This window comes from Bradyrhizobium sp. AUGA SZCCT0158, assembly GCF_018130065.1.
Lineage (GTDB): Bacteria > Pseudomonadota > Alphaproteobacteria > Rhizobiales > Xanthobacteraceae > Bradyrhizobium.
This window is the reverse complement of the sequence record NZ_JAFCME010000011.1, coordinates 146,630-164,546: the sequence shown is the minus strand read 5'-3', so window position 1 is coordinate 164,546 and position 17,917 is coordinate 146,630. Positions and strand designations below refer to the sequence as shown.

The 17,917-nt window shown below is 63.4% G+C and carries 14 protein-coding genes; 4 read left to right on the top strand and 10 right to left on the bottom strand.

The features are described 5' to 3' along the window. Positions 1-3: 3 nt before the first annotated feature. Positions 4-1,200, top strand: coding sequence for an acyl-CoA dehydrogenase family protein (locus JQ574_RS18065; protein WP_212211980.1), 1,197 nt, complete (start codon positions 4-6; stop codon positions 1,198-1,200). 6 nt (positions 1,201-1,206) lie between these two features. Here the strand turns inward: JQ574_RS18065 and JQ574_RS18060 are convergent, their stop codons facing one another. From JQ574_RS18060 to JQ574_RS18025, 8 genes are all read right to left on the bottom strand, one after another. Next, complete coding sequence (locus JQ574_RS18060; RefSeq protein WP_212211982.1) at positions 1,207-2,079, bottom strand: division plane positioning ATPase MipZ; 873 nt, start codon at positions 2,077-2,079, stop codon at positions 1,207-1,209. Positions 2,080-2,323: 244 nt separating this feature from the next. After that, on the bottom strand, positions 2,324-4,645 hold the full coding sequence (locus JQ574_RS18055; RefSeq protein WP_212211984.1) for a xanthine dehydrogenase family protein molybdopterin-binding subunit: 2,322 nt from the start codon (positions 4,643-4,645) through the stop codon (positions 2,324-2,326). An 873-nt stretch (positions 4,646-5,518) separates the two neighbouring features. Further along, complete coding sequence (locus JQ574_RS18050; protein ID WP_212207805.1) at positions 5,519-6,394, bottom strand: dihydrodipicolinate synthase family protein; 876 nt, start codon at positions 6,392-6,394, stop codon at positions 5,519-5,521. Between the two features lie 226 nt (positions 6,395-6,620). Then, complete coding sequence (locus JQ574_RS18045; RefSeq protein ID WP_212207804.1) at positions 6,621-8,264, bottom strand: gamma-glutamyltransferase family protein; 1,644 nt, start codon at positions 8,262-8,264, stop codon at positions 6,621-6,623. 163 nt (positions 8,265-8,427) lie between these two features. Beyond that, a complete protein-coding gene (gene pgm / locus JQ574_RS18040; RefSeq protein ID WP_212207803.1) occupies positions 8,428-10,068 on the bottom strand; it encodes a phosphoglucomutase (alpha-D-glucose-1,6-bisphosphate-dependent) in 1,641 nt (546 codons plus the stop codon). A 231-nt stretch (positions 10,069-10,299) separates the two neighbouring features. Next, positions 10,300-11,307, bottom strand: coding sequence for a Bug family tripartite tricarboxylate transporter substrate binding protein (locus JQ574_RS18035; RefSeq protein ID WP_249119414.1), 1,008 nt, complete (start codon positions 11,305-11,307; stop codon positions 10,300-10,302). Between the two features lie 56 nt (positions 11,308-11,363). Further along, positions 11,364-12,272, bottom strand: coding sequence for a VOC family protein (locus JQ574_RS18030; protein WP_249119413.1), 909 nt, complete (start codon positions 12,270-12,272; stop codon positions 11,364-11,366). Positions 12,273-12,286: 14 nt separating this feature from the next. Then, positions 12,287-13,282, bottom strand: a complete 996-nt coding sequence (locus JQ574_RS18025; protein WP_212207801.1) for a zinc-dependent alcohol dehydrogenase family protein — start codon at positions 13,280-13,282, stop codon at positions 12,287-12,289. Positions 13,283-13,395: 113 nt separating this feature from the next. Here JQ574_RS18025 and JQ574_RS18020 point away from each other — a divergent pair, with 113 nt between their 5' ends. From JQ574_RS18020 to JQ574_RS18010, 3 genes are all read left to right on the top strand, one after another. Then, on the top strand, positions 13,396-14,097 hold the full coding sequence (locus tag JQ574_RS18020) for a GntR family transcriptional regulator (RefSeq protein WP_212207800.1): 702 nt from the start codon (positions 13,396-13,398) through the stop codon (positions 14,095-14,097). A gap of 127 nt (positions 14,098-14,224) precedes the next feature. Further along, entirely contained in the window at positions 14,225-15,079 is an 855-nt protein-coding gene (locus tag JQ574_RS18015; RefSeq protein ID WP_212207799.1) for a fumarylacetoacetate hydrolase family protein, read from the top strand. Positions 15,080-15,083: 4 nt separating this feature from the next. Further along, entirely contained in the window at positions 15,084-15,680 is a 597-nt protein-coding gene (locus JQ574_RS18010) for an amino acid synthesis family protein (protein WP_212207798.1), read from the top strand. Between the two features lie 17 nt (positions 15,681-15,697). Here JQ574_RS18010 and JQ574_RS18005 read toward each other — a convergent pair whose 3' ends face one another. Together JQ574_RS18005 and JQ574_RS18000 are read right to left on the bottom strand one after the other, a co-directional pair. Beyond that, positions 15,698-16,660 (bottom strand): tripartite tricarboxylate transporter substrate binding protein, encoded by a 963-nt coding sequence (locus JQ574_RS18005; RefSeq protein WP_212207797.1) that lies wholly within the window; start codon positions 16,658-16,660, stop codon positions 15,698-15,700. A 33-nt stretch (positions 16,661-16,693) separates the two neighbouring features. Continuing rightward, positions 16,694-17,908 carry a CaiB/BaiF CoA-transferase family protein gene (locus JQ574_RS18000; RefSeq protein ID WP_212207826.1) on the bottom strand — a complete coding sequence of 405 codons (1,215 nt, stop codon included), beginning with the start codon at positions 17,906-17,908 and terminating at the stop codon, positions 16,694-16,696. Positions 17,909-17,917: the final 9 nt, after the last annotated feature.

Genomic DNA, 17,917 nt, shown 5'->3' with positions numbered 1-17,917 from the left:
ACCATGGATCTCACCTTCAGCGCCGAGGAGCGCGCCTTCGAACGGGAAGTCCGCGATTTCATCGCGCAGAATCTGCCGGCGGAAATGAAGCACGCGCAGTCGCTGACCCCATCGGTGTTTTCCGATCCGGATATCGGCATCGCCTGGCAAAAGGCGCTGCACGCCAGGGGCTGGGGCGCGCCGGGATGGCCGGTGGAGCATGGCGGGCCGGACTGGACGCCGGCGCAGCGCTGGATTTTTGAAGCCGAATGCGCCCGTGCCGGTGCGCCCAATGTCAACGTGATGGGCGTCAAGATGGTCGGGCCTGTCATCATCGGCTTCGGCTCGCCTGAGCAGCAGAATTTTTATCTGCCGCGGATTCGCTCCGGCGAGGATTACTGGTGCCAGGGCTATTCCGAGCCCGGCTCCGGCTCCGACCTCGCCTCGCTGAAGACGCGCGCGGTGCGCGACGGCGACGACTACGTCATCAACGGCACCAAGATCTGGACCACGCATGCCCATCACGCCAATCGCATGTTCGCATTGGTGCGCACCAACGAGACCGAGCGGCAGCAGGACGGCATTTCCTTCATCCTGATCGACATGAAGAGCCCGGGCATCACCACCCGCCCGATCCTCACGATCGGCGGCGACCACGAGGTCAACCAGGTGTTCTTCGACGACGTCCGCGTGCCCGTCGCCAACCGGGTCGGCGAGGAAGGCAAGGGCTGGACTTACGGAAAATACCTGCTCGAGTTCGAGCGCGGCTCCGGCATCGCCTCGGCGAAATTGCGCGAGGCGCTGAAGACGGTATCCGACCTCGCCGAATCCGAGGCCACCGGCCGCGCCATCGACGATCCCGATATTTCGATGCGGATGTCGGAGATCGAGGTCGACATCGACACGCTCGAGATGACCGAGCTGCGGGTGCTGTCGGCGCTGCAGACCGGTCAGAATCCCGGCGCGGTGTCCTCGCTGCTGAAGTTGCGCAACAGCGAAATCCGCCAGGCCGTTACGCGCCTCGGTGTCGATGTGATCGGCCATGACGGCCTCTATGTCGAACCGATGCGGCCGTTCTACAAGCTCAACGAGGCGCCGGGGATTCCCGAGGAGATGCTGCCGGTGGTGCCGGAATATCTCAACAGCCGGGCGTACACGATCTTCGGCGGCTCGTCGGAAATCCAGCGCGATATTATCGCCAAGATGGTGCTGGGATTGTAGGACGAATCAGGCCACTTCCCGCCTACGGCCCACAATCTCATGGGCTGTGACAGCGTTACCCAATCCGATCGCGGTGAGCAGCTTCAGCATCTCCAGCCGCGCGGTGACGTGCGACATGGTGGGGCGGCTGCCTAGCGTGATCTCGTCGAGATCATCGACGGCGGTCAGGCCCCGCGGATAGAACTCGCGAAAAATCACCCGTTCGGCGAGGCCGTCGATGCAGCGGAAGTTCAGCCGCTGCGACAGCTGCTGGATGCTCTCGCCCACGAGGCGCTTGTTGCGCGAGCCGAGCGTGGAGAGCCGGTTGCGCAGCACGATCCAGTCGGTGACGCCGAGATAGCGCACGCGGCGCCTGCCGCGCGCTTCTTCCACCATCTCGGCATAATGACTGGTGCCGGTGACGCGGAAGGATTCGGGATCGACGCTGCCGAGCACGTCGAGATCGACGAAGCTGTCATTGAGCGGCGTGATCAAGGTGTCCGCCATCGCATGCGCGACATGCGTCAGATAATCGTCGTGGCCGGGAGTGTCGATGATGACGACGCCGTAGCGGCCGGCGAGCGTCTCGACGGTCTTCTCCAGCGCCCGGCAGCCGGCAGCCTGTTCATCGGCCGAGGGATAATCGAGTTGCTGGAAGCAGAAATGCTGGGGCATGCCGAGGTCGCGGCCGACATGACGCGCCCAGGCGCGGCGGTTCTCGATGTGATGGGTGAGACTCTTCTGCCTGGTATCGAGATCGATGGTGGCGACGGCCTGTCCCGACTTGATCAGGGCGATCGCGATGTGCATGGCGACGGTGGATTTTCCTGATCCGCCTTTTTCATTGCCGACGACGATCACACGAGCAGACAGTGCCCGCATCGCACCTTCAACCGACATCGGATCGCCCCCGAGAGTCTGATTACGTTCCTGCTTCTTGCTGGGCTCATTGGGCTTGATTCGGCGGATTCCCGCAACGGTGCGGGGTGCCGATTTTTGAGGCGTGCTGCTTTGAGTCGCACTCATTTCAAGCCAGCACCAAGTGTCATGGCCGGGCTTGACCCGGCCATCCACGTCTTGCTTGCTCATACACCGTGAAGAGTGGATGCCCGGGACAAGGCCGGGCATGATGACCTTTCTGCCGTTACACCCCCACCCGCGCATCCCTGATCGCTTGCCAGACCTTGGCCGGCGTCAGCGGTGTGTTGAGCTGCTTGATGCCGAGTTCGCTGAGCGCATCCATCACGCCGTTGGTGATGCAGGGCGGGCCGCCGATGGCACCGGATTCGCCGCAGCCCTTGGCACCCAGCGGATTGGTGCGGCAGGGCGCGGAATCATCCAGCGTCACCTCGATGGGCGGAATGTCGTCGGCGCGCGGCACGCAGTAATCCTGATAGCTCGCGGTCAGCAATTGTCCTTCCTCGTTGTAGGACACGCCCTCATACAGCGCCTGTCCGATGCCCTGCGCGACGCCGCCATGCACCTGGCCGGTGACCAGCATCGGATTGACGGCGATGCCGACGTCGTCGACCGTGGTGTAGCGCACCACTTTGCTGACGCCGGTTTCCGGATCGATCTCGACCTCGCAGATATGCGTGCCGTTCGGCCAGCTCGGACCGTCGACTTCGCCCTCCGAGTCGACGCTGAGCCGCGCGCCGTCTTCCTTCTTGGCAATCTCGAACAGGCTGATGCGCCTGTCGGTGCCGACCACGGTGAGAAAGCCATCGCGATACTCGATGTCCTCGACCGAGGTCTCCAGCACGTTGGACGCCTTCTCGCGCGCCTTGTTGATCATGTCGTTGGTGGAGACCGCCACCGCGGTGCCGCCGACGAACAGCGAGCGCGAACCGACCGAGCCGAAGCCGGTGGCCAAATCCGTGTCGCCCTGCACGACGTCGATCTTGTCCATGGGGATGCCAAGCGTATCCGACACCATCTGGGTGTAGGTGGTCTGCAGCCCCTGCCCCATCGCCATGGTGCCGGAATGCAGGATGATGCGGCCCTCGGCTGTCGCGTGCAGTGAGACCTTTTCGGTGTGCGCGCGCCCGCCGGTCCATTCGATGTAGCTGGTGAGGCCGCGGCCGTAGAGCAGGCCCTTCTTCTTCGCGGCCTTCTTGCGCGCGTTAAAACCGTCCCAATCGGCGAGATCGGAGGCGCGCTGCATCATGTGCGCGAACGCGCCGGAATCGTACACCTGGCCGGCGGCGTTGGTGTAGGGCAATTGCGCCGGCTTGACGTAATTGACCTTGCGGATGGCGCGCGGGTCCATCCCGATCTGGCGCGCGGCGGCGTCCATCAGCCGCTCGACGATGAACACGGCTTCCGGCCGGCCCGCGCCGCGATAGGCGCCAACGGGCGCGGTGTTGGTCATCACGGATTTGACTTCGAAATGCACCAGCGGCAGATCATAGACGCCGGTCTGCACGAACGGCCCGAGCACCAGCGGAATGATGTTGCCGGCGCCGCTGCTGTAGGCGCCGGTGCCGCCGATCGAGCGCACGCGATAGGCCAGCACGCGGCCCTTGGCGTCGAGCGCGAATTCGCCGGTCGAGGTGAGATCGCGGCCATGGGTGCCGCCGACGAATTCATCGGTGCGGTCGCCGCGCCAGCGGATTTTCTTGCCGAGCTTTGTGGCGGCATAGGCCACCACGCCGTCTTCTGGATAAAGGCTGGTCTTCTGCCCAAAGCCGCCGCCGATATCGCCGACCAGCACGCGGACGCTTTCCTTCGGCCGCTTCAGGATCGATTCGGCGAGCAGGTCGCGGGTCGAGCCAGGGGTCTGCGATTGGACGTGCAGGATCAGCCGGCCGGCCTTGTCGATCTCGGCAATGGTCGAGCGCGGCTCCATCGCGGAGGGGATCAGCCGCTGGCTGACCAGATCGAGCGACACGGTATGCGCGGCGCTGGCGAAGGCCGCTTCGACCTTGGCGGCATCGCCATAGCTCATGGCGCCGACGATGTTGTCGGGCGCCTCAGGCCAGACCACAGGCGCGCCCGGCTTGACCGCCTCGACGGGATCGACCACCGACGGCAGCACCTCGTAATCGACCGCGATCGCTTCCGCCGCGTTCTGCGCCAGCACGCGCGAGGTCGCGACCACGGCCGCGACCGGCTCGCCGGCGAAGCGCACGATCTCATGCGCCAGCAGCCGCCGCGGCGGCACCGTCATCGGCGAGCCGTCCGGCCGCTTGAAGATCGCCAGCGTCGGGATGGTGCCGATATCGTCCCTGACCAGGTCGGCGCCGGTATAGATGGCTTCGACGCCGGGCAGCTCGACCGCGGCCCTGGTATCGATCGCGACGATTTTGGCGTGGGCATGCGGCGAGCGCAGCACGTGCAGCCACAGCGCACCCTCCTCCGGCCTGTCGTCGATGAACTGCCCCTTCCCGGTGAGCAGTCTCTGATCTTCCAAACGCTTGACCGGCTGGCCCGCACCAAAACGCATATTGCCGGGAAGAATGTTCATCAGTTGGTCCTTCGATTTTCTTCGCAAAAGTTGGGTGGGTTCTAGCCGATAGATAGGGTGCGAGCCAACCCTATGGAAGCGCCTGGGAAATAGGCAATGCTGTCATGCACTGCGGCTCCAAAAATGGTGTCGTCCTCCGCGAAAGCGGGGGACCCAGTACGCCGCGGCTTCTCGGTTCAATCATCGGCGTCTCTGGAATACTGGGTCGCCCGGTCAAGCCGGGCGATGACACTGAATATGTAGCTGCGATCTCGCGACGCGATGCGCCCGAGCTATGCTTGAAATTTCCCGCCCTCGAAAACAGAGGGCGCAGGGAATGCCGGATGCGCGCTGCACCCGCGGTCTCATGTGCGATTGTGCTAAGAAAGCTGCACACGAGCATACAGGGCAGCGGAGAACATCCGACATTCCCTGCGCAATGGCTTTACGGCTTATAACGCGCTCTCCCCGGTGAGACGGCCTCTATTGCCACCGTCGCCCCTCGGAAGCGTTAGCTCCCTTAAGGCTTGACGCCGTTACGGGCGCCAGGACCACACGCTTTCGCCGTACGCCTCAGCCGCGACCGTCAATCGCAACCCCAGCGTCCACCGCAACCCGCCCTCGTCGTGACGACGGCCGACGCCCCTCTTGATAGGACGGGATGGCGATAGATGCGCACTGATTTGGGGTGGATGACAACAAGAATATTTTCGATTTTCGGAATTTTATGACTTGACACGATTTCTGTAATTCGGAACTGATTTGCCCGTCGGGTTATTTTGTCGCACCACTGTCATTGCGAGGAGCGAAGCGACGAAGCAATCCATTCCTCGGCTGGGCGCACCATGGATTGCTTCGCTGCGCTCGCAATGACGGGGAGAGAGCGCAATCCAACTATCCAACATCCCGCAGCGCCGCTTCCACCACCTTGCGCTGCTCCGCCGTCAGCGCGGCCTGCGGTGGAACGGGATCGCCCACCGCGTAGCCCTGGATTTCCAGGCCGGCCTTGATGCAGGCGGCGAGGTTGAATCGCGCAAAAGCTTCGTTGATGCGCCACAGCTTGCGCTGCAGCGTCAGCGCCTCGTCCCAGCGCTTGGCGTGGCAGAGGTTGTAGAGCTCGACGCTCTGGCGCGGGATGATGCAGGCCGGGCCGGCCATCCAGCCGAGGCCGCCGATCAGCATCACCGCCGCCGGAATGTGGGCCGAGGCCGAAAACACTTTAATGCTGTCGCCGCAGCGGTTTATGATCGAGAGCAGTCGCCCGGTGTTGGTCGAGGCGTCCTTGATGTAGCCGATGCGCGGATGGGCGGCGAGCCGCTCGATCACGTCGAGCGTGAGGTCGGAGCGCTGGAATTGCGGGTTGGTGTAGATCACGACGGGAATCTCGACCGCATCGGCAATGGCGCGGAAGTAGGATTCCACTTGCGCATCCGAAATCGGAAAATACGCTTCGAGGATTGCAAGGATGCCGTCGGCGCCGAGCTTCTGATACGCTCTTGCCTGCGCCACCGCGTCGGCCGTCGAGGTCGAGGCAACGCCGGCAATCACGGGCACGCGGCCTTTTGCGGCCTCGATCGTGGTCTGCACCACGGCGGTGCGCTGCGCCGGGTTGAGATAGGCGAACTCGCCGGTCGAGCCGAGCGGCGTCAGCCCGTGCACGCCTGATTTGATCAGATCGTCGCAGAGGCGGCCGAGCACGTCGGTGCGGATGTCGCCTTCGGGATCGATCGGGGAAACGAGGTAAGGAAAGACGCCGTGGAGATCAGCCATTGGAGAAACGCCTTTAAAACAGAAAGCCTCCCTCTCCCCTTGTGGGAGCCGAGGCGAGCGAAGCTCGCTCTTAGGGTGGCACGGACGCGAAGCGTTTGTGACGGATGAGGGGTCTGTTTCCGCGGATAGAGACCCCTCATCCGGCGCGCTACGCGCGCCACCTTCTCCCACAAGGGGAGAAGGGAAGGAAGTACCGGCTTATACGTAACCGGGACGAAGCCACCGTTCAGCCAGCCGTAAGCGCCATACCGTCGGTCGCCGGATCGGCGCCACCTTCCATCCCCTGAGGAGAAATCTTGATACCGTGTACCCAGCCGAATGTGTGGCTAAGTGCGGATCGTACCGTCTGATATCCGAGCCCATTCAGCGCCCGCTCGGTAGAGCGCGGGATCCGGTTCGAGAGATCGATGATATCGCTGGTCGCCGAAAAGCGCGGCGCTGAGACCGCCTCCAGCATCGACATTTCGAAATCGAGGACGTTCAACGATACCTGGAGCACACCCATGGCGATCTGGGTCGCACCAGGTGCTCCGATCACCAGGACGGGCTTGTCATCCCTGAAGACGATCGACGGGCAAATGGAAGAGAACCTCGCCTTTCCCGGCGCCAGCGAGCCGGCGCGCCCGGGCCGCGGATCGAACACCCCCATACATCCATTGTACATGAAGCCCAGTCCATTGGTGATCACGCCGGACGGCAGACCAAGCGAATGGGTCATCGAGATGCAGTTGCCGTCGGCATCGCATATCGAAACCTGTGTCGTATCCTTGCTCGGGAGGCCGGCATTGAGCCTGACCACGTTGACCTTGTCGCCACGCTTGATGCCGTCAGCGATTTCGGCGCAGTGCTCTTTCGAGATCAAACGATCGGTCGGAACGTCAACAAAGGAGGGATCACCGATAAACAGATCCTTGTCGCGGGTTGCGGCCTTCATGGCTTCTGCAACGACGCGAATGTATTCGACACTGTTGTGACCTATCGACTTCAGATCGAAATTCTCGAGCGTGCGAAGCATCTCCAGCAGCATGATGCCGCCGCCCGGCGCCTGATTTGTCGTAACCCGTGAGTTTCGATAGGTGGCCGAGAGCGGCTTGTTCCTTACGGTTTGCAGCTTCTCGAGATCAGATCGGCGCAACAGACCGCCGTGGGCCCGCATGTCCGCGTCGATGGCATCGGCGATCTCGCCGCGAAAGAATGCATCAGGCCCATCCTTCGCGATCGTCCGCAGCACGTTTGCATAGTCCCGATTGACGACGCGGTCTCCCACCCGCTTCGGCGATCCGTCCGGCCTGCAATAAAGCGCCTTGGCCGACGGGACGAATGAAATTCGATTGGCGTTGCCCACCCGCCCCATCGTTCCTTCTTCCGACCACCAGGTGTGGACATGCGGCCGAACGTTCCAGCCGCTTTCGGCGTAATCAATGGCCGGGCCAAACAGTTCGGCCCAAGGCAGTTTGCCGAGATCACGGTGCGCGTCGGCAAAGGCCCTGAGCGAGGAAGGAACGCAGATCGATTGATAACCGATATCGTTCACATTGCCTTTGAGAATGAATCCGTATCCGTCACGCGCTTCGCTCTCGATCAGGTCCTGCCACATGTCAGGCCGTACGGCTGATGGCGCAGGGGCATGGAAATCGTAGTAGCTATGCACCTTCTTCGACGGGAAATAGGCGGCCAGGCTTCCGAAGCCGGCAATGCCGCACATCATGGGGTCAACGACGGTCTGAACCAGCGCGGCCGCGATGGCCGCGTCGATGGCATTGCCGCCGGCGACGAGGATGTCCCTGCCCGCCTCGGTGGCCTCGGGTTGCGGAGTTACGACCATGCCCTTGTGCGTCACGTTGTTCTCCCTGGCGCCGTGAGTTGACATCCGGTCGCTGCAAGGAGCGAAGCAGCTAGGAATTCTTTTGGCAACAGCGCGATCGGCATGGGCCTCTGCGAGAAAAACCAAGCCTCGGGCAGCGCACACGCGCAGGAGCAACCTGCCTCAGCCGTGGACTTAACAGCGAGGAGGCTGCTTTGACGCTGCTTCGTCAGAACGCCTTGGCGATCGCGGCCCTGGCGTCGCTCTGGATCCTGCCCAGATGATCGCTGTCGCGAAAACTCTCGGCGTAGATCTTGTAGACGTCTTCGGTGCCGGACGGCCGTGCGGCGAACCAGCCCTGGTCGGTCTCGACCTTGATGCCGCCGAACGGCTGATCGTTGCCGGGCGCCTTGGTCCTGACCGCCGTCACCGGATCGCCGGCCATTTCCTTCATGCCGAGCTGTTCCGGCCCGAGCGCCTTGAGCGCGTTCTTCTGCTTTGGCGTCGCCGGCACGTCGATCCGCGCATAGACGGGCGTGCCGAGTTCGGCGGTCAATCCGGCAAACAACTCGCTGGGATTGCGGCCGGTTTTGGCGAGGATCTCGGCGGCCAGCAGCCCCATCACGACGCCGTCCTTGTCGGTGGTCCACACCGACCCGTCGCGTTTGAGGAACGAGGCGCCGGCGCTTTCCTCGCCGGCAAAACCGAATGCGCCGCTGCCGAGCCCCTCGACGAACCATTTGAAGCCGACCGGAGTCTCGACCAGCTTGCGGTTCAGCTTTTTCGCAACGCGGTCGATGATCGAACTGGAGACGATGGTCTTGCCGATCGCGGCATCCCTGCTCCATTGCGGCCGGTGCTCGAACAGATAGGCAATTGCAGCGGCGAGGAAATGGTTCGGGTTCATCAGGCCGCCGGTGCGCGTCACGATGCCGTGGCGGTCGGCATCGGTATCGTTGGCGAAGGCGACGTCGAATTTGTCGCGCATCTGGATCAGGCTCGCCATTGCGTAGGGCGAGGAGCAATCCATCCGGATCTTGCCGTCCCAGTCCGCGGTCATGAAGCGGAAGGTGGGATCGACGACATCGTTCACAACAGTGGCGTTGATGCCGTAATGCTCGATGAGAGGCTGCCAATAATGCACGGCGGCGCCGCCGAGCGGATCGATGCCGATCTTCACGCCGGATGATTTGATCAGCGCCATGTCAACGGCATTGCCGAGATCGGCGACATAGGGGCGGATATAATCATACAGATGCGTCGACGGCGCCTTGCGGGCGCGTTCATAGGGCATCCGCGCCACGCCCTTCATGTCTGCCGCCATAAAGGCGTTCGCGGCTTTTTCGACCCTGGCCGTGACGTCGGTATCGGCCGGGCCGCCATGGGGCGGATTGTATTTGTAGCCGCCGTCCTCGGGCGGGTTATGCGACGGCGTGATGACGACGCCGTCGGCAAGGCCGCTGGTCCGGCCCTTGTTGTAGCTCAGGATCGCGTGCGAGATGACCGGCGTCGGCGTGTAGCCGCCGCGATCGTCGATCATGATATCGACGCCGTTGGCGGCAAACACTTCCACCGCGCTCACCAGCGCCGATTCCGCCAGCGCGTGGGTGTCGATGCCGATGAACAGCGGGCCGGTCAGCCCGGTTTCGCGGCGGTAGTCGCAGATCGCCTGCGTCGTCGCCAGAATGTGGTTTTCGTTGAAGGAGTTTTTCAGCGACGTGCCGCGATGACCCGAGGTGCCGAAGGCGACGCGCTGGGCGGGATCGGCCGGATCAGGCTTGCCGGCGAAATAGGCCGTCACCAGGCGCGGAACATTGACGAGATCAGCGGAACCGACCGGTTTGCCCGCGGCGGGATTGGTTGCAGTCACATGGCCTCTCAGGAAGGAGTGGTTTCTTGGAACATAATCGGTTCTGATGAAATCAGAACCGATTATGTTCCAGATTCTTGTTTTGACGCGTTTTTTTTCACGCGAACCGGTATCCACTTCGCTCAAAAACGCTTTGGAAACATACGCGAAAGGACGGCAGCGACAAAGGCGCTTTCGGCCGCTCACCATGCCGGAAATGCAAGCAGGACCGCCATGACGATGCCTTGATCGTCACAGCCGGGGAATATTCGCTGTCTTGATCACGTCGGCCCATTTTACGATTTGCGATTGAATCAGCGCGCGCATCTCCTCCGGCGTACTGCCCTGCACTTCGCCGCCGATCGCGGTTTCCAGCGCCGCCCTGGTTTCGGGATCGGCGAGGGTTTCCAGAACAGCCTTGTTGAGGCGCTTGATGATCGCCGGCGGTGTGCCCTTCGGCGCCAGCAGGCCGGCCCAGGTGCGCACATCGAATCCCTTGACGCCCGATTCATCGGCCGTGGGAACGTTTGGCAGGAGCTTGCTGCGCGCAGGCGATGTGACGGCAAGCCCGCGAATGGCCCCGCTCTCGATCTGCGGCGCCAGCAGCACCGGCGTTCCCACGATCATTGGAATCTCGCCGCCGAGCAGCGCGGTGACGGTGAGCGAATCGCCGCGATAGGGAACGTGCACCATCCTGATGCCGGCCGTGGTTTCCAGCAGCGCGCCGGCCAGATGGTGGGTGCTGCCAAATCCAACGGAAGCGTAATTGAGCTCGCCGGGCTTGGCCCGGGCAAGCGCGATCAATTCCCCAAGCGATTTGGCCTCGTAATCGGCGCGAACCGCGATCACGAGCGCGTAGTAGACGGCGGTCGAAATCATCTCGAAGCTCTCGACGGAATCGTAGGGCAGCGACTTGTAGAGTGCCGGGGATATGGCGTGGGCGCCGGTGACGAGCCCGATCGTGTAGCCATCGGGCTCGGCCTTGGCGATCTGGGCCGCGGCGAGATTGCCGCCCGAGCCCGGCTTGGCCTCGATCACGATCGGCTGGCCCAGCCGTTTCGAAAGCCCGTTCGCCAGAATGCGCGACAGGGTGTCGGCGGCGCCGCCGGCGGCAAAACCGTGGAGAAGGCGGATCGGCCGGGTCGGATAGTCCTGGGCGCTGGCGGCGCACATCGATCCCGCGATCGTGGCGATGAACACCATCGCGAGCAGTCGCCCGAACGAATGACGACGAACTGAACTGCGTGTTGATCCCGCCATTTTCGTCTCTCCCCATATCGATCATTTGTGATGTTAGCCGTCGAAGGTCCGCGCGCTTACTTCCCGCCGCGCATCTTCGGCGAGAACTCCGCCGCGTCAGGCGAAGGGCCGACGCCCCAGATGTCGCGCGGCAATCCGATCCAGGTCTTCGGACGCTGCGGCCGGTCGCGATGCCAGGGACGCGGCTCGAAATAGCCGAGTTCCTCGTCGGCCATGCGGTCCATGTCGTAGAACAGCTCGATCAGATAGCCGTCGGGGTCGCGATGATAGGTCGCGATGTTGTGGCCGGGGCCGTGGCGCACCGGTCCCCACAACAGCGGGATTTTTCGGCGCCCGAGCAGGTCGCAGGCCTGCTGCATGTGGGAAGCATCGCGCAGTTCGAACGCCATGTGGTGCAGCCGCGCGTCAGTGCCGCGCGCAAAATTGATGGCGTGATGCTCGAAACCGCAGCGCATGAAGACGAAGTTTTCCTCGATCCGGTCCGAATCGCGGAAACCCAGAACGTCGGCATAGAATTTTGCGGTCCGGTCCGGATCGGGCGCGTACAGCGCCATGTGGCCGAGTTTGCTGACGACGATGCCCCGCACCTGTTCGCTCGGCGGGGTGAATTGCCACTGCGTGAACAGCTCGATCTGGCGGCCGTCGACATCCGAGAAAACCAGCGCGCGCGGTATTCCCGGCACCGAATCGGAGCGGAGTTCGGATTTGATGCCGAGATCCCCAAGCTGCTTGCCGACGTCCCCGAGTTCGACATTGGGGGCGATCTCGAACGCCATGGCCTTGCAGGATGAAGCCGTATCCTGCTCCAGAACCAGCGTGAGTTCGCCGGACTCCGAGGCAAACAGCGCGCGGCCGGCCTGCCTTTCGACAAGACCGAGCCCGATGATCGCCTGATAATATTCGATCTGCCGTGCGATATCGGCGGTCGCGAACGTCGCGTGCCTGATGCGTTTGACCTTTATCATCGTAACCATCCCCGTCAGTCGCGCGTCATGATGATCTTGCCGAGCGCCTGGCCGGAATCCAGCAGCTCGTGCGCCTGCCGGACCTCGGACAGCTTGAAACGCGCAAAGATCGCCGGCTTGATGCTGCCGTCAGCCAGATGGCCGATCATGCGCTGCATGATGGCGCGGCGGCCTTCGCGGTCGTGGTCGTAGATGTGAAACGAGAAACAGCGGATGGCGGGGCAGACGTCGAGATGCTTGCGCATCTCCTCCATCATGTTCTGCGTGGGCAGGCCGTCGAACGCGTTGTAGGAGACCACCGTTCCCCACTTGGCCAGCGCGTGCAGATGGCTGAAGAAATCAGGACCGCCGACGTGATCGAGCACCAGATCGACGCCGCGCCCATTCGTCAGTTCGCGCACGCGCGCGACGACGTCTTCGCCGCGGTAGTAGATGATGCCGTCGGCGCCCATCGCGCTGGCGAAGACCGCCTTCTCCTCCGAGCTGACGGTGCCGATCACGGTCATGCCCGCAAGTTTTGCCAGTTGCACCAGCGATGAGCCGACGCCGCCGGCCGCGCCGATGACGAGCACCGATTTCGGCGGACGCGCAGCGCCGCATTCATTCAGCAGCGCCCAGGCCACCTGGTAATTGGCAAGGCAAACCGCGGCCTCGAGATCAACCTGCTCGGGCAGCAGATGAATGGCATCCGCCGGGGCTGCGACCATCTCGGCGTAGCAGCCGCCGCGCTGTGCCAGATCGCGGGCGCTCAGCAGCACCTTGTGTCCGACCTTGATGTCACGGACGGCGCTGCCGACAGCCTCGATCCGGCCCGCGACGTCATTCCCGGGGTTGGCCGGCAGCGGCGGCATCCATTTGTAGACGCCGCTGCGGATCAGCTTGTCGGGCTGCCCGACCCCGAAGGTCTCGGCCCGGATCAGCACGTCGGTCTCGGCGAGCTTTGGCTCCGGGACGTCCTGATATTGCAGGGCGTCCGGTCCTCCCGGGCGGTGTACCAAGACAGCCTTCATGCGCGCTCCCACCCGTCCTCAAGCCATATTTTCGAAAATACTACCGCTTACGAAAATTATTGCAACAGCATTCTCGCCTCGATAGACTCGAAGGGCGATCGGAGAGCGATTCCATGAACGTGACGGCCTTCAAGCGCCGAAAGGAATTCGGCAAGACGCTCGCGTCCGACATCGCGCACCGGATGCGAAACGAGATCGTGACCTGCCGGCTCAGGCCCGGCGAGGTGCTCAAATTCGATACGCTGCGGCTGACCTATGGCGCGAGCTTCACGACGCTGCGCGAGGCGCTGACGTGTCTGGCGGCCGAGGGGCTGGTGGTGGCCGAGGAGCAGCGCGGCTTCAAGGTGGCGCCGATCAGCCTCGCGGATCTGATCGATCTCACCCGTGCCCGCATCCTGATCGAGGTCGATTTGATCCGCCGCTCGATCGAAAATGGCGATGATGACTGGGAAATCGCGGTTATTTCGTCGATTCACCGGCTTGGAATCATCGAGGGGCGCGAGGTCGAGGACTACGCCGACAATCCGGAATGGAAGCTGGCGCACCGGGAGTTTCACGAATCCCTGGTGGCGGCATGCGGCTCGCCAACCCTGCTTGGCATCCGGCAATCACTGTTCGAACGCGCCGAGCGCTATCGCAATATCTCGGCAAGGTTCCGGCCACGTCCGCGCGACAAGGCCGGCGAGCACCGTGCGCTGATGAAGGCCGCCGTCGGCCGCGATGCCGACCGCGCCTGCGAGCTGATCGCAAAGCACATCCAGAGCACCACTGACAACGTCATCAAATACGCTTCGGAATTGTTCAGCCAGAATTGAACCCGATCGGGCCTCGGCGACCGCGCCGAAATGCGCGCTCCCGAGCCGAAACTGAATTCCGCTTGTTTAATTTTCGAAAATAGTGTCTTTTACGGAAATCTTAGATCAGGGTCCAGGGATCACGTTCATGAAGCTCATATCTTTCCTGCGGCAGCAGACCGAAACATGGGGCGCCGTGCGCGGCGACGAGGTCATCGACCTCGGCAAGGTGCTCGGCGGGACGCTGGCGGATTTCATTGGCAGCGCGAAATTCGCCGAGCGGGAGCAGATCGCCGCCGCCCACAAGGCGGACCTGAAACTGAGCGAGATCAGTTTTCTGCCTGTGATCCCGCGGCCCGAAAAGATCGTCTGCGCCGTGCGCAACTACCTCGACCACCACAACGAGGCTGTCGCGTTCGGCATGAAGCGCGAGATCACCGAATTTCCGCCGATCTTCCTGCGGGTCTGGCGCTCGCAGGTCGCGCACAACGCGCCGGTGATCCGGCCAAAAGTTTCCGACAATCTGGACTGGGAAGGCGAGCTCGCCGTCGTGATCGGCAAGGGCGGCCGCCACATCAGCCAGGCCGACGCCTGGAGCCATGTCGCGGGTTACTCGATCTACAACGACGTCAGCGTCCGCGACTGGCAACGGCATGCGCAGCAGATCGCGTCCGGCAAGAATTTCGTCGGCACCGGCCCGTTCGGTCCGTGGCTGGTGACGCCTGACGAGATTGCCGATCCCACCAATCTGAAGCTCGAAACCCGCGTCAATGGCGAGGCGGTGCAATCGAGCAATACCTCGATGCTGATCTTCTCGATCCCGCGGCTGATCGAATATTCCTCGACCATCTTCGACCTCGTGCCGGGCGACGTCATCGCGACAGGCACGCCGGCCGGCGTCGGCTTCACCCGCAAGCCGCCGATCTTCCTCAAGCCCGGCGACGTCGTTGAGGTCGAGATCGAACAGATCGGTGTGCTCCGTAATCCCGTCGTCGACGAGTGATCCGATGACGACGCAATCGTCCGCCGCCTATGAAATCCGCAAGACCTCGCTGAGCGTCGAGACGATCTGGCACGAGCGCGGGCCGCGGCTGGCAGCGCCGCTGCTCGTCGGCACGGCGATCGCGGTGATCCGCAATCCCTTTGCCGGACGCTATGAGCCGGACCTGATGCCGTTTCAGGCGTCACTCCGCGAACTCGGCCGCGAGCTCGCGGCCGGGTTGATGGAGCGGCTCGGCGCCAGCGCCATGATCGAGGCCTATGGAAAGGGCATCGTCGTCGGCGAGGACGGTGAACTCGAACATGGCGCAGTGTGGCACGAGGCCGGCGGCCAGGGCATGCGCGAGGTGCTTGGCCAGCCCAAGGCGATCGTTCCCGCGGCAAAGACGATCGGCGGCCCCGGCACACGCCTGATGGTGCCGCTCGGCCATATCAACGCCGCCTATGTGCGCAGCCACTTCGGCACCGCCGAGATGACGATGTGGGACGCGCCACGCCGCGACGAAATCGCGTTCGGCCTCGTGATGGCAACCGGCGGCCGGCCGCACGCCCGCATCGGCGGATTGTCGGCCGATGCGATTTCAGTCCATGACGGTCAGCGCTGACTTCACACGCCGATCGCTCAGCCGCCCTGCAGGCCGGTTTCCTTGATCAGCGGCCCCCACTTCAGCCGCTCCCGCTTCTCGAACTGGGTCAGCTCGGCGGGCGTACCGCCACCGGGATCGAATCCGAGTTCCAGCAGGCGCTTCTTCGTTTCCGGTTCGGCAAGCGCCTTGGCCAGTTCCTTGTTCAAGAGATCGACGATCGGCTGCGGCGTGTCGCGCGGCGCATAGAACGCGTTCCAGGCGGTCACCTCGAAGTCGGCTACACCCTGCTCGGCGATGGACTTTACACCCGGCATCAGCTCGGTCGATTTCAGCGAGGTGATCCCGAGCGCCTTCAGCTTGCCGCCGGCGACATGGCCGCGCAGCGCCGTCACCGTGTCGATGATCAGCGGCACCTGGCCGCCGAGAACATCCGTCGTCGCCGTCGCCGATCCCTTGTAGGGCACCGAAAACAACGACGCGCCGCTCCGCCCCTTCAGGAACTCGAAGACGATACGGGCCGTCGTGCTCGGCAGCGCGATGTCGACCTTGTCGGGCGTCGCCTTGGCCGCGGCAACCAGGTCGGCCAGCGAACTTCCTGAAAACGACGGATTGGCCGCGAGCACCATGGGCAACTTGCCCACCAGGATGATCGGCGCAAAATCCTTCGCCGGATCGAATCCCGGCGATGCATACATGAACTCGTTCATGCTCTGGGTGGCATTGGTGCCCATCATCAGCGTGTATCCGTCAGCGTCCGAACGCGCCGCCTGCTCGGCGCCGATATTGCCGCCGGCGCCCGGCTTGTTCTCGACATAGAACCGCTGGCCCATCGTCCGCGACAAATGGTCGGCGAAGTATCTTGCCACCACGTCGGTGCCCTGGCCCGCCTGATACGGCACGATGATCCGCACCGGCCTCGACGGATAGGACTGCGCAACTGCCGCGCAGCTCCATAGCAAAGCCAGCAATCCTGCGGCCCATTTTGCGGATTTCAGCATGATGGTTTCCTCTCCAGATGATTTTGTTTTTTGTTATGAGCTCTTCTTGTCGTTGGGTGAGACGATGCCGGTCTCGATCAAACCGTCGATGGCCATTTGATCGAATCCGGCTTCCGCCAGTATGTCGTGGACATGTTCGCCGAAGCGGGGCGGTCGCCGTCCCGCGCCACCGGGCGTCTGCGCAAGTTTTATGGGAATGCCGGGTGCGCGGTGGCCCTCGCTTTCGACCAGCATGTCGCGGTGTGCCACATGCGGCTGCGCGAACGCCTGCGCCACATTGTTCACCGGTCCCGCCGGCACCCCCGCGCGCATCAAATCGCGGCAGAGATCGTCGGACTTGAAGCCGGCCAGCGTACGCTCGAGTTCGGCGCGAAGGGATCCTACGTGCTTGAGCCGGTCGGCATTGGTCCGGAAGCGCGGATCGTCGAGCAGATCTTCGCGCGCCACCTTCTGGCAGAAACGGCGGAACTGGCCGTCGTTGAGGATACCCAGAAAAATCTCGCCATCGCTGGCCGCGAATTTGTCGTAAGGCGCGATGTTGGGGTGCGCGCTGCCGAGCCGGCCGGGTACGTTGCCCGAGCAGAGCCAGTTGGCCGCGTGCGGCACCAGGAGATTGAGCGCGGTGTCGAACAGCGTCACCTCGACGCGCTGCCCCATCCCGGTGCGCTCGCGCGCCGCCAGCGCCAACAGGACGCCGGTGAGCGCATTGTATCCGGTGACGTAATCGACAATGGGAACACCGACGCGGGTGGCGCCGGATTGCTGCGTGCCGTTGATGCTCATCAGCCCGCACATCGCCTGCAGCACCGCGTCATAGCCGGGGAGCCCACCGAGCGGCCCGTCGGAGCCGAAGCCGGAGATGGCGCAGTAGATCAGCCGCGGAAAGCGCGTGGACAGAGCATCAAAGCCGATACCCCAGCGCTCCATGGTGCCCGGCAGGAAATTCTCCACCAGCACGTCCGCATCCTTTAATAGGGCTTCGAGCACCGCGCGCCCTTCGCTGCGCGAGAGGTCGAGCGCCATGCCGCGCTTGCCGCGGTTGACGGCGCTGAAATAGGCCGCCTGCCCGGCCGCATCGAACGGCGGCCCGAGACCACGGGTCTCGTCCCCCGCAGGCGGCTCGATCTTGACGACATCGGCGCCGTGATCGGCCAGCATCTGCGTGCACAGTGGTCCGGCGAGCACGCGCGACAGATCGACGACCTTGAGGCCGGTCATCGCTCCGCGCGTGAGCTCGTTTGCGGGCATGGTCAATTG